The following is a 12,771-nucleotide window of genomic DNA, read 5'->3' on the forward strand; positions in this document are numbered from 1 at the left end:
CCTATTGTATAAAAAAGCTGCCGCCAATTCAGGCAACAGCTCCATTTATTCAAATCCTATCTTATCTTTAATTCAACTTAAAATCCGCAATCGAGCTCTTCAAGTGCCCTGAGCTTTCATTTAACAAATCTGTCTCTCCTACCAAGGCAGTCGCCTCACTAAGCAAAGCCTGCACTTCCTGGAAAATCAAGTTCACCTTATCCGAGCTGTTGTCTGCCGACTTTACAATATCCTCAATCCGTGAAAAAACACTTGCAATAGAGGAAGAAAGCTGCTGTGCGGTATCCCGGAAATCCCCGACCATGCAGTTGATGTGGTAAGCATCACTGCTATACTGCTCCACTATTTTAGAGAAATCATGATAGTCCTTCTTTACATTGTTTGATATAAAATTCAAAAGTTCACTTGATTCCTGAATTAATTCTTTTACCGCTTTTACTACTTCCTTGATAACTACGTCAATCTTTCCTGTATTATCCGCAGCGTTGAGAGACAGCTCACGGATTTCCTGTGCAATGACAGAAAAGCCTTTTCCGCCTTCACCCGCTCGGCTTGATTCAATTGAAGCATTTAATGCAAGAAGGTTGGTCCTTGATGAAATCTGAATAATTGCCGTCAAAAGCACACTGATTTCATCGATAACCTGTGCATTTTGAATGGTTTCCTCCAGTCTTGTGCTCGTCTCCTGCAAAAGCGTTTCAGCGGTTTTGATAGAGCCTTCAATCGAACTTCTGGCAGAGATTGCTTTTTGCGAAAAATCCTCCGAAATATCGCTTCCCTCTGTCGCTTTTTTGGCGATCAACTTGACTGCTTCTTCAATCTTAGATGAAACAGAATTAAGAACTGCCGCATTTTGGGAAACAACCTCCATATCACTCGATACGTCTTCCGCATATGTATTAACCTCTTCAATTTGCTGGTGAAGCTCGGACAAGCCCTGCACATTTCCATTTGCAACGCTGTCTATGACAGCGGACTTGTCCTTCACCGTGTTAATCAGCTCTTTCAGGAATCCTTCATCTCATTTAAGTTATAAGCTAGCTCACCGATGGCATCCTCACTTTCAATATGAAGTTCATGCGTAAAATCACCCTCGCCCATATATTTGAAATGCTCATTTAATTTTCCGATTGTCTTAATCAGCGTCACCCGCCCAATTCCAAAAGAAATCACTCCAACTATAATGCCGGCAAACACACATGCCACCGTGAAATAAGATGCCGCTGTCTCAGATTTTGCAGTCATAAACAGGCTGGCAAACATGGGAAATATCACTCCCATTATAACTCCTGATAAAATACTTAAAATTAAATATCTCTGTATAATGCTCTTCTTCATTTGTATATCTCCTAAAGTTCCCTAAATTTTCATTTTTCTATTCATCATGATAAATTGTTTTATCATCAAACGCAAGTGAAAATTCTATAAAATCCTTTAGCTTCTTTGCCTTCCCCAAAATCTCCTGGGATTTTTCCGAATAGAAAAAGTAAGTTCCCTTTCCCGCTTTCTTTGCATTATACATGGCGGCATCCGCCTTTTTTACCAGCTCTTCCGAATTTGTGGCATCATCAGGCGCCATTGCAATTCCTATGCTGACTCCAAGCTTCACTTCGTTATCTTCAATATAATATGGTCTCATCACATTATGAATAATATTTTGCGCTACCTCATTGATATAATTGATATCAGGTACATTTTCCAACAATACCGTAAATTCATCACCACCGATTCGTGCAACCGTATCATTTTTCCGAATACAGGACTTAATTCTTGCCGCGACCTCCTTAAGCGTCAAATCTCCTACCGAATGTCCGAGTGTATCGTTGACCGCTTTGAAACCGTCTAAATCGAGCAGAAGTAATGCCATATTTCTGGAATTCTGTGCAGAACAGACAACAGCCTTGTCTATCCTCTCAAAAAACAGAGTTCGGTTCGGAATTCCGGTCAAAGAGTCATAGTATGCCAGTGTGTAAAGGTTGTCATCTGCCTTTTTGATATTGCTTAAATCCACGGAAATTGCAGTGTAATAATCCTTATCCTTCTGGGCATGCTTCATCGCCGAGATAGACATATACTTCGGATACAATTCACCGTTTTTCTTCTTATCCCATAACTCTCCCTCCCAATATCCGTTGTCGGTGATGCTCTTCCACATTTCTTTATAGAAATAAGATGACTGTTTTCCTGATTTCATCATTCTCGGATTGTTACCGATAAGCTCTTCCTGACTATATCCTGACATTTTTTCAAACGCCTCGTTCACTCTTATAATCGTACCCTCGCTGTCTGTAATCAGAATTCCTTCCACCGCAGAGTTGACAATGCGCTCAGAAACAAGAAGCAATTCATTTAGTTTCTCAATATCCAGTTGTTTTGTAAGCAGTTCTTTTTCTCTTTTGCGAAGAATAGATACCCAAACTCCCAGTAAAATACATATCACAAACATGAGAATAAGTGCCGCAATAAGTAGAGTCTCGTACATGGTTTCACCTCCTTATTCGTGCAGTCCTTTATTCCTATATCATACTGTAAATCCACAACTTCTTCAACATTTTTCGACACTAATTGACTTTGTTTTTTTCTTTTCAGTGATATAAACTATAATCCGGATTTTGCAGCAAAATAGGTAAAAAATCCCACCATTATCGATTGACTTTGTCAAAAATAGTAACTATACTTAATATTAGCAACATTTCATTATAATTTTAAAACAGTTGTTAGTCTTAACTAACGAGAAAGGACGGTTGTTTTATGTTTAATTTAAAAGGAAGAGTTGTTGTTGTTTCAGGTGCATCATCAGGACTTGGAGCTCAGATGGCAAAGGGGTTTGCTGCACAGGGTGCTGACCTTGTCATAACCGCAAGAAGATTAGAAAAACTGGAAGCTCTGGCTGCTACTATTCGTGAAATGGGTGTAAAATGTTTACCGCTAAAATGTGATGTTACCGATTCCGCAATGATAAATCAGGTTGCAGAGCAGGTGGAAAAAGAATTCGGCAAGGTTGACGTTTTGGTAAATTGTGCCGGTTCCGCAGAAAATGCGGGAGTTCTTGATATGACAGATGAACAGTGGAAATTTACGATTGATACAGATTTAAACAGTGTATTTTATGTTACAAGAGCATTTGCTAATATTATGAAGAAAAATAATTATGGAAGAATTATCAATATCGCTTCCATGTACGGTTTGGTAGGAAACACTGCAATTGATACGGTTGCTTACCACTCCTCCAAGGGCGGCGTTGTCAACTTCACAAGAGCGGTTGCTGCCGAGCTTGCAAAATATAACATTACATGTAATGCAATTTGTCCGGGCTACTTTATGACGGAGCTTACGGAAAGCACTCTGAAAACAGATGCTTTTAGTGCTTATATGAAGGCTACGGTTCCGTTGGGACGCTACGGAAACGAAGGAGAGTTAAATGCAGGAGCAATTTTCTTAGCAAGTGAGGAAGCATCCTATGTAACCGGTGCTATTTTGCCGATTGACGGTGGTTATACAGCTGTATAATTAGATTGATTGATAAACCGGGCAGAGTTGGTTTTTGCAATTCTGCCCGGTTTTTTGCGCACCTCGCGGTGTGGAAGTGTTTGCTGTGCCCTCTCTTAGGTGCGGAGAATGTACACCTTCCTTATTCTTATCTTTATGCCCTACTTTGTCTCGCTCTCCTCAAACCGTTCCTCCATCAATGAAAAAATTTCTTCATCCGTCAGATGATTTTCCATATTCAGAATCAGCATGACACGGCTGTCCTCCTTGGCATACAGAAACTCTCGCTGCCAGTGATAAAAATGAGGTCCGTCACCCAAATTGCGAAGATAGCTCATAAGTCCCGAAAGAACCCATGCGGTCTGCTTTACGTCGGCAAGGCATTCATTTTCGTAAAAGTCCTTCCATTTACCATGTTCACGGCTTCGCATTGCCTCATCAGCTTTCAGATAGTGCTTTCTTGCTTTGCCTGCGAGATAAAAAGCCTTTTGATAATTCTTCTCAATTGCTTCAGTTAGACTTTTAGCTGCCTTATAAGCTCCCTCAAAACATTCATAATGGATTTGAGCCTGTAAAAACAGAGAATCACGAAACAGACATTCACTATGCCCCTCCAGAGAAGCTGCCGTCTGTTCACACATTTTAAAGTATTGATAATACTGTTTTTTTGCCTCGAAGCACATTTTTTGATATGTTTTCACCTGTTTGCTTAGAGTATCATCCTCCATCAGCCAAAGCAGCTCGTCTGCCCTTTGCTTATCCCCCATATATCTCGATATCAAAATGCGGGCAACATGGTTTGAAAACTGCTCTCCGGCATGCTCATCCTCTTCCTTTCCATACGCAAATGCATATTCGGGATAAGCCTTTAGACAGTCTGCAATCTCTGCCACGCCCTCGCCGCCATAATAGCGCTCGACATAGCTTTCTCTTTGCCTTTCAATATCTACACTGCCCTCTCTCCAGAATTCTCCGACAAAGTCCAGCAGATAAACATGAGGCTTCACGTTTGAGCAGTTGATAATCCAGAAGTCATCTACACCTTTCTCTAGCACTTCTCCCAGCTCTTTTTTCACAAACTCCGGGGAATTTGGAAGCATGGTGATATGGTTTGCCGCCTGTAAATCATAAAAAGAAACATGATAATAAATTCCATGACTCTCTTCATTTTTCTTCTCAGGCAGTGCATAAATTCGTGGGTTGTGGTTATTCTGACGCCTTGTCACCATCTTACCAAAGCCGTTGTCCGCCCAGATTTTAATAATGTCTGTCGGCAGCTTTAAATGCCCTTTCTGGTACAGCTCCATTGTTTCACCGTATAGATTGGTACAGCAAGGGGCATCTTTATCATTTTCCTTCACCAAATCATACTGCTTTTTAATCAGCATACTCATCAACTCACCGCGTGCCTCGTCCGTGTCATAACGTGGGTCATTGTCCCAGAACGGACAGTCTCCTTGCCCGCGAAAGCCCAAATTCCAGATAACCTTTTTATCCTTTTGCCTCTCAATCCCTTCTCTCCAAAGCCTCTCAAACTTTTCCGGATGCTCCTCATAGGATGGATTCAGATCAGGATAGGCTCTCGCAAACATTTCCGCTCCAAGCGGCTCTGCGTGATGGTGCGTGATAAAAAGTCCCGTTTCCGCTGCCAAGTCACGGTAAAGATGAGCATTCCTGTCTGTTCCCGGAATCACCATATTTCCACCCAACCGGAGCAGCGCTTCAAACACCATCTCCCATGGCTCATCCTTCCTGCGGTTTACATACCAGGTATGGAGCAAAACCTCATCGTTGACAAACCATCCTCTGTATCGGATAGCAAACGGCTTCGACCTTTTAAGATAGTTTGAACTAACTTCATAACTCTCCTTCGGAATAAATTCCTGATCATTCCAAAACCAAAAGTCATTCACTCCTAAAATACTTCGGCTCACCTCGTAGATTCCGTAGATAAAACCTAACTCGTCCGCTGCCTTGATTTCCAGCCTTTCCTCAGATACCATCAGCGCAAAGCACTCCGCTTCAAATTCTCCTTCCGAAAGTAAAAGCCGGATTTCTGCCCCCTCTCCTTTAGTATCTAGACATGTCTTTCTTATATCTCTTCTTAAATTTTCCGCCGCTATCTGTACCGATTTTATCGCAATAGGGGCGGTCACTGCTGTATTCTTATTTATAATAATACTCATGTTTATCTCCTTCTAAAAAAGGCGCCAAAATTTTTCAATTTACAGCACCTTTTTTATTCTTTATTTTATTAGCCTTTAATTCCGTCCATCGCAATACCATCCACCAGATATCTCTGGAAAATAATAAAAAACAGAATAATCGGCAGCAAGGATATCACTGACATGGCGAACAGTCCGCCGTAATTGTTATACGAATTTGGGTCTAAGTACATATTGAGCGCCAACGGGATTGTAAACTTATTTGTGCTGTTTACAAATATCAACGGCTGGAAGAAATCCTGCCAAATCCAGTAAAAAGCAAAAATGGAAGAAGTGATAATCGCCGGTTTTACAACAGGCACTAATATTCGAAACAGGATTGCAATACGTCCGCATCCGTCAATTTCGGCTGCCTCGTCAAGCTCTCTTGGAATCCCCTGAAAGAACTGCACCATCAAAAAGATGAAGAACGCTCCGCCGAAAAACCAAGGCAATATCAATGAAATTCTTGTATCAATCAGATTTAATTTTTTCAAGATTATATACTGTGGCACAACCATTACCTGAGCCGGTATCATCATGGTCATCATGACACAACCAAACAAAAGGTTTCCGAAGCGGAATTTAATTCTGGAAAATGCATAAGCCGCAAACAGAGAGGTAATGACACATCCAAGCATTCCCACAACGGTGACAAAAAGGGAGTTAAAGAAGAAGGTACTAAACGGTACTCCTCCAATTCCTGCAAATCCACTTTTATAGTTTGTTGCGGCATCCCACACCTTTGGGATAAGGGAATAGGCATCCTGAAACATCGTCTGGTTACTCTTAAAAGAACTTGCCAGCAGCCAGAGCAGCGGATAAATCATAATAAATCCAAGCAGGCAGGCTCCCATGTGGAAGATAGCAGAATTGACTTTTTTCTTGTTTTTCATGCCCATTTTCTAGTCCCTCCCTGCTTCGTAATGTACCCAGTTATTCTGAGTCTTAAATAAGAATACGGTGAATACACCGACAATTGCTACCAATATCCATGCAAGAGCACAACTGTATCCCATATCAAAATAGGTAAAGGCGCGGCGATACAAATATAATACATAGGAAAGTGTGCTGTCCAGCGGTCCTCCGTCCGTAATAACGTAGCTCTCCGTAAATACGCGGAAGCCGTTTATAATCTGCAAAATTAGATTGAAGAAAATGGTAGGAGTCAGCATTGGAAGCGTAATTTTAGTAAATACTTTCCAAGGCTTCGCGCCATCCACCATAGCCGATTCGTAAAGCGAATACGGTATCTGCTTCAATGCAGAAAGGAAAATCAACATGGAAGAGCCAAACTGCCACACACCCATCACAACGATTACACCGAGTGCTGTATGAGTATTGCCAAGAAAGGATACCTTCTGGTCAATTCCAAGGCTTCCAAGCAGTGACATGATGACACCCTGATTGCCAAACATCTGCTTCCACACTACAGAAACTGCAATGCTGCCGCCAATGATAGAAGGAACATAATACAAGGTACGGTAAAGTCCAAGTCCCTTGTGTTTCTTATTTAAAAGCATGGCGACAAACAGGGCAAAGGCTAATCGAAGCGGCACCAGTGCAAAAACATATGCAAAGGTAACTCCCAACGCCTTATAAAAGGTTTTATCTCCGGTAAGTGCCCTGACATAATTATCGACACCGATAAATTGCGGCTTATTTAACAGATTAAAATCGGTAAAGGAATAATAAATGGAAATCACCATCGGAATCAGCCACATTAGGATAAATCCGGCAATCCATGGGGAAAGCATTAAATATGCCGCAATGTTATCCTGCCGCTTATATTTCTTTTTAACTAAAGTCTTTGTTTTCATTACAGTTTCAACCTCATTTCTTCAAAAGAGAAGGAGACTGGTATGTCTCCCTCCTCTTCTGCTTTTCGTGCTAATTATTTCTTGCCAAAATTGCATTTGCCTCTTCACGGAAGCTGGCTGCTGCATCTGCAGCACTTGTCTGACCATAGTAAACACTGTTTGCAGCATTTGTAAATGCCCCATTTACCTCAGACATTCCAACTGGATCCGGTGCCGGTGTTTCTCCGCAAAGTGCCGTAGCAGCATCAATTGAGTTAAACATATCCGTCTGCTGCTGTGTCAGGTTTCCGCCATCAACCATATGCTGACGGATTACTGATGATACAGGGGTACCTCTCTCTGCTGATAAAACATCATTTGCTTCCTCTGAATTGATAAACCAGTTGATAAATTCTGCTGCTTCCTTTTTCACCTGTGAAGTTTCTGCCACAGAGAAGAACATGCCCGGCTTTGACCATAAGCCAAGATTCTGAGAGCTGTCGGAAAGCGGCGGTGTAACCATTTTAATATTTTCATTTACTGTGCTTACCTTGGAAGCATAGTTGTTCCACTCTAAAATCATTGCAGCATCGCCTGTTACAACCGGTCCTGCCTCCTGACCCAATGTAGAAATCTGCGCATACTCATCAGGATTTGGCATAGCCTTCGCGTCCATCAGACCGCTCCACATGTTAACGAAATCCTCAAATATTTTGTCATCTGTGTAGCCCAAAGACTTATTGTCTTCACTAAACAGTGTTGCACCATTCTGTCTAACCCAGTAGTTAAAAAGGTTTGTATCGGCTACACTGTCAATAGAAATGCCATACTTACCTGTCTTATCATAAATTTGCTTGTTGATGTCAAGGAAATCACTCCATGTCCAATCGCTTGTAGGCTCTGTTACACCTGCCTCAGCAAAAACTGCCGGATTATATCCAATGCTGAGCATGGAGGTGGATAATACCAACGCAGCCATCTTGTCATTTACATTTCCTGTGCTTAACAGATTTGCATCGATATTGGACACATCGATGGTACCGTCATCAATAAATTCCTGTAAATCTGCTACTGAGCCATTCTTTGCATATGTACTCAGGTAGAGATAATCCATCTGCACGATATCAGGCATTGAGCCGGAAGCAGTCTGCGTTGACAGCTTGTCGAAATAGCCGTCCCAGCCTGACGGCGAGGTCTCAAATGTAATATTTGGGTGGCTCTCCGTATATAAATCCAACACTTTCTGTGTCAGCTCATGTCTTGTCTGGCTTCCCCACCATGCAATTTTAATTGTAACCTTGTCTCCTGTATCAGCCGCGGTATCTGTATCCGTCTTTGCTGTATCGGTTGTTGTTGTCTCTGTTGTATCTGTCGTTGTCTCTCCGGTTGCTGCTTCCTTGGAAGAGCCGCCGCAAGCTGCAAGTGATAATACCATGCTGCCTGCAAGTGCAAGTGCTAAAACCTTTTTTAAAGTCTTTTTCATTTTCCCTTCTCCTTTTCATTTTGTGTTTCAATGTTTATAATGCTATTCTAATCAAATACCTTTCTGTTTTGAATGGAATTTTCGGAGTAATGACTTGAAAAAAACCGACTTTTTTATTTTATCCAAAAAGTCGGTTTTCTTCTATTTCTTTATTTCACCATATCGCGATACTCCGTAGGCGACATTTCCGCCACTTTTTTAAACGCCTTTGAAAAATACTGTCCGTCGGCAGGGTAGCCTACAAGCTCTGCCAACTCAGAGATTTTCATATCCGAATTATACGTAAGGAGACGTTTTGCCAATTCAATTCGAAGTTCCAGCAGAAAGGTTGAAAATTTCACCTTTTGGTTCTTAACAAATATTCTTCCAAAATAGTCTTCATTCATGTAAAGAACCTCTTTTGCCAGATACTGTATACTCATTTCAGGATTTTGCAGGTTTTTATAGGTTGACATAAGAATGCTTCTGACCCGCAAATCTTCTTTGGTCTGTACTTCTTTTGTCTGCTTTCTTTTGATAATTCCTTCTGCTGTTTGCTCAAAAAGCTCCCATGCCTGCTCCTTACCTACACTCCGGTAGGAGAAGGAGACTTCTTCCCCATAGAGGACTTTGAAAATCCATCTGCACACTTCTTCTTTTTGCTTTATCATATAATTTTCCAACTCCATCTTTATAAAGGCAAGATGCAGCTCAAACAAAATATCATTGTACTCCGTAATACTGCCAAGCCGCGAATAGTCTACCAGTCTGGAGGATTTTCCCTGCATCTCACGAAACAGCTCATAATGCAGCAATTTGTCTCCGTGTTCAAGGGATCCGATTCGAAACAGCTCCTCAATCTGGAGATACAAGGTGTTTACCTCATGGAGTGATCCTTGTTCACTAAGTGCCGCTGTAATGGAAAAACTCGTTATTCTCTTCATCTCCACCTTGGTCCGGTCAAGCATCGCTTCAACTGCTTCCATCTTTTCTGCCTTAATTAAAAACAGCACCTCATTTTGTATCGAAGCGGATAAAATAATGTTCTTTTCGCCCAGTAATTCTCCTACAATGTTTTCGAGGCAAAACTGCTCCAGATAATCAATCTTGTTTTCAAAGCGCATCGAAAGTACTCGAACCTGTTGCTCCTCCGATTCAAGCTCCGCCAGAAACAGCTGATATTCTCTCTGAATCTGTTCGCGGTCTAAGAGCATATTTCGAAAAATCTGTTCCTTCGCTCTTGGCAAAAGTCTCCGCACCGTGTCGTGATACTGGCTGCTTTCCTCCTTTTGCTGCTGCTTTTTCAAAATACCCGCCTTTACCTTCTCAATCACCTCGACAATTTTCTCTTCATCGCAAGGCTTTAAAATATAATGGCGCACGCCCTCTTCCATCGCCTGACTGGTAAATTCATACTCGCCATAGCCTGAAAGCACGATAAATTCTACCTCAGGAAAGCTCTTTCTCGTCTTCTTAATCAACTCAATACCGTTCATAACAGGCATTTTAATGTCGGTGAGGACGATATCCGGATGGCATGTCTGTATTTTCTCAAAACCGTCAACCCCGTTCCATGCCGTTCCGACCAGCTCAATATCATAATTCTTCCAAGGAATAAACTGTGCCATTCCCTCACATTCAATTTCTTCATCATCCACAATCAAAAGCTTATACATTCTGTACCTCCGTCATCTTCGGAATGCGGATTGTAATACTTGTCCCCTCTCCAAGCACGCTTTCAATTAAAATCTCACAGCTTGGAAAAGCAATTTTTAATCGCTCCCATATATTCTTCAAGCCTATTCCATGTCCCTTCGGCTTAATTGTAAAATCTCTTACCATCCTAAGCTCCTCTTCATCCATCCCCGGACCCGTATCCCTAACCTTCAATATAATTTCATTCTCTTCCTCGATTACTTTTATTACTATATCGCAGCTTACCAGGGATTTCTCTACACCATGATAAATGGCATTCTCAATCAACGGCTGCAAAATCATACGCGGCACCTGATAGCCGGTAAATTCTCCCTCCGTTTCGATATGAAAGTTCGCCCGCTTCTGATAACGGAATTGCTGGATTGTGATATAGCTCTTTGCCATCTCAATTTCTTCCTCCACGGTGGCATAAGACTCCTGCGCAAAGGATGCTCGAAGAAGCTTTCCAAGCTCCATAATCATTTTGCCTGCTTCCTGATTGCGCTCTGCCTTCACAAGCCAGTTTAGGGCATTTAATGTATTATACAGAAAATGCGGGTTAATCTGTGCCTGAAGCATCTTATATTTCGTATCCTTTATGAGCAGCTGCTTTGTATAATTCTCATGAATTAACACATCAATCCGCTCAAGCATGACCAAGAACTCCTGTGAGAGCATACCGACCTCGTCCATTCGCTTCTCTGCCGGCAAAAGCTCTCTGGCGCTGTTAAAATCGCCGTTCTTCACCGTCTGCATTGATTCAGAGAGTCTTTTTAACGGACGGGTAATCGTGGCGGAAACCTTCTTCATAATGGCAACCATAAAAAAGAACATACACACAAACAATCCAAGCATTAGATAACGAACGAGCATCGTCTGTCCGAATATTTCGCTGTACGGGAAGTAGTTTACATAAATCCAGTTATTCTCGGCAGATTTCAAATAGCACATAAAATAGCGTTCACCCTGATACCGCACAATTTGATAGCCCTGATTCTGGTCAAACTCGGACATATCCGGCACTTCCTCGCCCTCGCTGTAAATAATCCCCTTATCAGAAAAGACAAAAAGCGTTGAGTTGACCGATTCCAAAGACTCCTTTTTCTTCTTTATCATTCCCGAAATATCACTTGTGATAAACAGGGTACCAAGATAGTCAAAGCTTGCATTTTTCTTCTCAAGGATATCCCTGCCTGACACCAGATAAGGATAATCCTCAGTGGGAGCCTCTGCCACATAGCCGCCGCGCTTTTCCTCGAAGCCTTTCAAAAGCTCCTGATACGTCTCCTCCTCAATCGGTCCTCTGTCTGTTCCGGTCAGAAAGCTGACATTTTTTCGATCCACGTACATGATATTTTGGACAAGCGGATGAATGTTAATTTCGTCCAGAAAAATACTGCGAAGCTGGTGAAGATGATAATAGTACTCCTGTGAGAGATAGCGGGATCCTGCCGCCTCAGCCAGGTGCTCCTGCACCTCTGTATTCATCGCCAGCGTGTAGCTTAGATTCTCAATATCCTCCAATCCATCATTTACCTCCTGTGTAAAAAAATCCAGCTCCTGCAAGGATTTTTCATACAGCTTCTTGTCATAAATATTTAAGCTGAGCTGCAGCGCAACAATGGAAATAAAGCAGAATGCTCCTGCAAAAAGCAGGTACACTACCAGCATCTTATCCTGTAATTTTAAGTTTTCAAATCCGTGTTTTAAGCGTTTTATCATAGTCGTCACCACATCACTCCGTAATTATCCTTTTACTTTGCGAAAAGCAATGAGAATACATTTAAACTGTTTTCTCATTGCTTTTTTCTATTTCAATCTTTATATAAATAGCTCTCATTAATGCTTTTCAAAAATTCCCACCCATTATATCATGTAGTATTGACATTCTATCACATCTTAAGGAATTTTTTAACCCCCCAGTTTTAAATTTTTTAGAAAAAATAGTTGTATAATTCATTTTATTTTTTATTTAAAGTCGAATATTCATGATTTTATGCATAAAAAATTCTACATTTTGCTCTATTTTTCAGGCTTTTAGTCCTTTTTGCTCGTTTTATGTAAACCTTCTAATAACTCAAAATTTAATTATAAAAATTTAGTAAAATGTGTTAATTTTAAT

General features: G+C 41.3%; 10 protein-coding genes. 1 reads left to right on the forward strand and 9 read right to left on the reverse strand.

Translation table 11 applies throughout. The features are described 5' to 3' along the window. Nucleotides 1-67: 67 nt before the first annotated feature. The 3 genes from CTY48_RS03800 to CTY48_RS03810 are packed head-to-tail and all read right to left on the reverse strand — an operon-like array spanning nucleotide 68 to nucleotide 2,482. Nucleotides 68-988 (reverse strand): methyl-accepting chemotaxis protein, encoded by a 921-nt coding sequence (locus CTY48_RS03800; RefSeq protein WP_099467185.1) that lies wholly within the window; start codon nucleotides 986-988, stop codon nucleotides 68-70. 17 nt (nucleotides 989-1,005) lie between these two features. Continuing rightward, entirely contained in the window at nucleotides 1,006-1,338 is a 333-nt protein-coding gene (locus CTY48_RS03805; RefSeq protein ID WP_099467186.1) for a HAMP domain-containing protein, read from the reverse strand. A 37-nt stretch (nucleotides 1,339-1,375) separates the two neighbouring features. Then, entirely contained in the window at nucleotides 1,376-2,482 is a 1,107-nt protein-coding gene (locus CTY48_RS03810) for a sensor domain-containing diguanylate cyclase (protein ID WP_099467187.1), read from the reverse strand. Nucleotides 2,483-2,751: 269 nt separating this feature from the next. Between CTY48_RS03810 and CTY48_RS03815 the strand changes: the two genes are divergently transcribed. After that, nucleotides 2,752-3,510, forward strand: a complete 759-nt coding sequence (locus tag CTY48_RS03815) for an SDR family NAD(P)-dependent oxidoreductase (protein WP_099467188.1) — start codon at nucleotides 2,752-2,754, stop codon at nucleotides 3,508-3,510. Between the two features lie 140 nt (nucleotides 3,511-3,650). Here the strand turns inward: CTY48_RS03815 and CTY48_RS03820 are convergent, their stop codons facing one another. The 6 genes from CTY48_RS03820 to CTY48_RS03845 all read right to left on the reverse strand — a co-directional run bounded on the left by CTY48_RS03820 (nucleotide 3,651) and on the right by CTY48_RS03845 (nucleotide 12,371). After that, entirely contained in the window at nucleotides 3,651-5,675 is a 2,025-nt protein-coding gene (locus tag CTY48_RS03820) for a glycosyl hydrolase 115 family protein (protein WP_099467189.1), read from the reverse strand. A gap of 68 nt (nucleotides 5,676-5,743) precedes the next feature. Beyond that, nucleotides 5,744-6,595 (reverse strand): carbohydrate ABC transporter permease, encoded by an 852-nt coding sequence (locus CTY48_RS03825; RefSeq protein ID WP_099467190.1) that lies wholly within the window; start codon nucleotides 6,593-6,595, stop codon nucleotides 5,744-5,746. 3 nt (nucleotides 6,596-6,598) lie between these two features. After that, nucleotides 6,599-7,513 (reverse strand): carbohydrate ABC transporter permease, encoded by a 915-nt coding sequence (locus CTY48_RS03830; protein WP_099467191.1) that lies wholly within the window; start codon nucleotides 7,511-7,513, stop codon nucleotides 6,599-6,601. Between the two features lie 70 nt (nucleotides 7,514-7,583). After that, on the reverse strand, nucleotides 7,584-8,975 hold the full coding sequence (locus CTY48_RS03835; protein ID WP_099467192.1) for an ABC transporter substrate-binding protein: 1,392 nt from the start codon (nucleotides 8,973-8,975) through the stop codon (nucleotides 7,584-7,586). 149 nt (nucleotides 8,976-9,124) lie between these two features. Then, nucleotides 9,125-10,630 (reverse strand): response regulator transcription factor, encoded by a 1,506-nt coding sequence (locus tag CTY48_RS03840; protein ID WP_099467193.1) that lies wholly within the window; start codon nucleotides 10,628-10,630, stop codon nucleotides 9,125-9,127. Then, nucleotides 10,623-12,371: a sensor histidine kinase gene (locus CTY48_RS03845; protein ID WP_099467194.1), complete on the reverse strand. Its 1,749-nt coding sequence runs from the start codon at nucleotides 12,369-12,371 to the stop codon at nucleotides 10,623-10,625. Before CTY48_RS03845 ends, CTY48_RS03840 begins: the two co-directional genes overlap by 8 nt. Between the last annotated feature and the right edge of the window lie 400 nt (nucleotides 12,372-12,771).

The sequence above is a fragment of the Konateibacter massiliensis genome (genome assembly GCF_900184995.1).
Classification (GTDB): Bacteria; Bacillota; Clostridia; order Lachnospirales; family Lachnospiraceae; genus Lachnotalea; species Lachnotalea massiliensis.

What these genes read in the sequence shown, in the direction of transcription:
- CTY48_RS03805 (WP_099467186.1), bottom strand. Translation starts at nt 1,338, where the DNA reads ATGAAGAAGAGCATTATACAGAGATATTTAATTTTAAGTATTTTATCA.
- CTY48_RS03810 (WP_099467187.1), bottom strand. Translation starts at nt 2,482, where the DNA reads ATGTACGAGACTCTACTTATTGCGGCACTTATTCTCATGTTTGTGATA.
- CTY48_RS03815 (WP_099467188.1), top strand. Translation starts at nt 2,752, where the DNA reads ATGTTTAATTTAAAAGGAAGAGTTGTTGTTGTTTCAGGTGCATCATCA.
- CTY48_RS03820 (WP_099467189.1), bottom strand. Translation starts at nt 5,675, where the DNA reads ATGAGTATTATTATAAATAAGAATACAGCAGTGACCGCCCCTATTGCG.
- CTY48_RS03825 (WP_099467190.1), bottom strand. Translation starts at nt 6,595, where the DNA reads ATGGGCATGAAAAACAAGAAAAAAGTCAATTCTGCTATCTTCCACATG.
- CTY48_RS03830 (WP_099467191.1), bottom strand. Translation starts at nt 7,513, where the DNA reads ATGAAAACAAAGACTTTAGTTAAAAAGAAATATAAGCGGCAGGATAAC.
- CTY48_RS03835 (WP_099467192.1), bottom strand. Translation starts at nt 8,975, where the DNA reads ATGAAAAAGACTTTAAAAAAGGTTTTAGCACTTGCACTTGCAGGCAGC.
- CTY48_RS03840 (WP_099467193.1), bottom strand. Translation starts at nt 10,630, where the DNA reads ATGTATAAGCTTTTGATTGTGGATGATGAAGAAATTGAATGTGAGGGA.
- CTY48_RS03845 (WP_099467194.1), bottom strand. Translation starts at nt 12,371, where the DNA reads ATGATAAAACGCTTAAAACACGGATTTGAAAACTTAAAATTACAGGAT.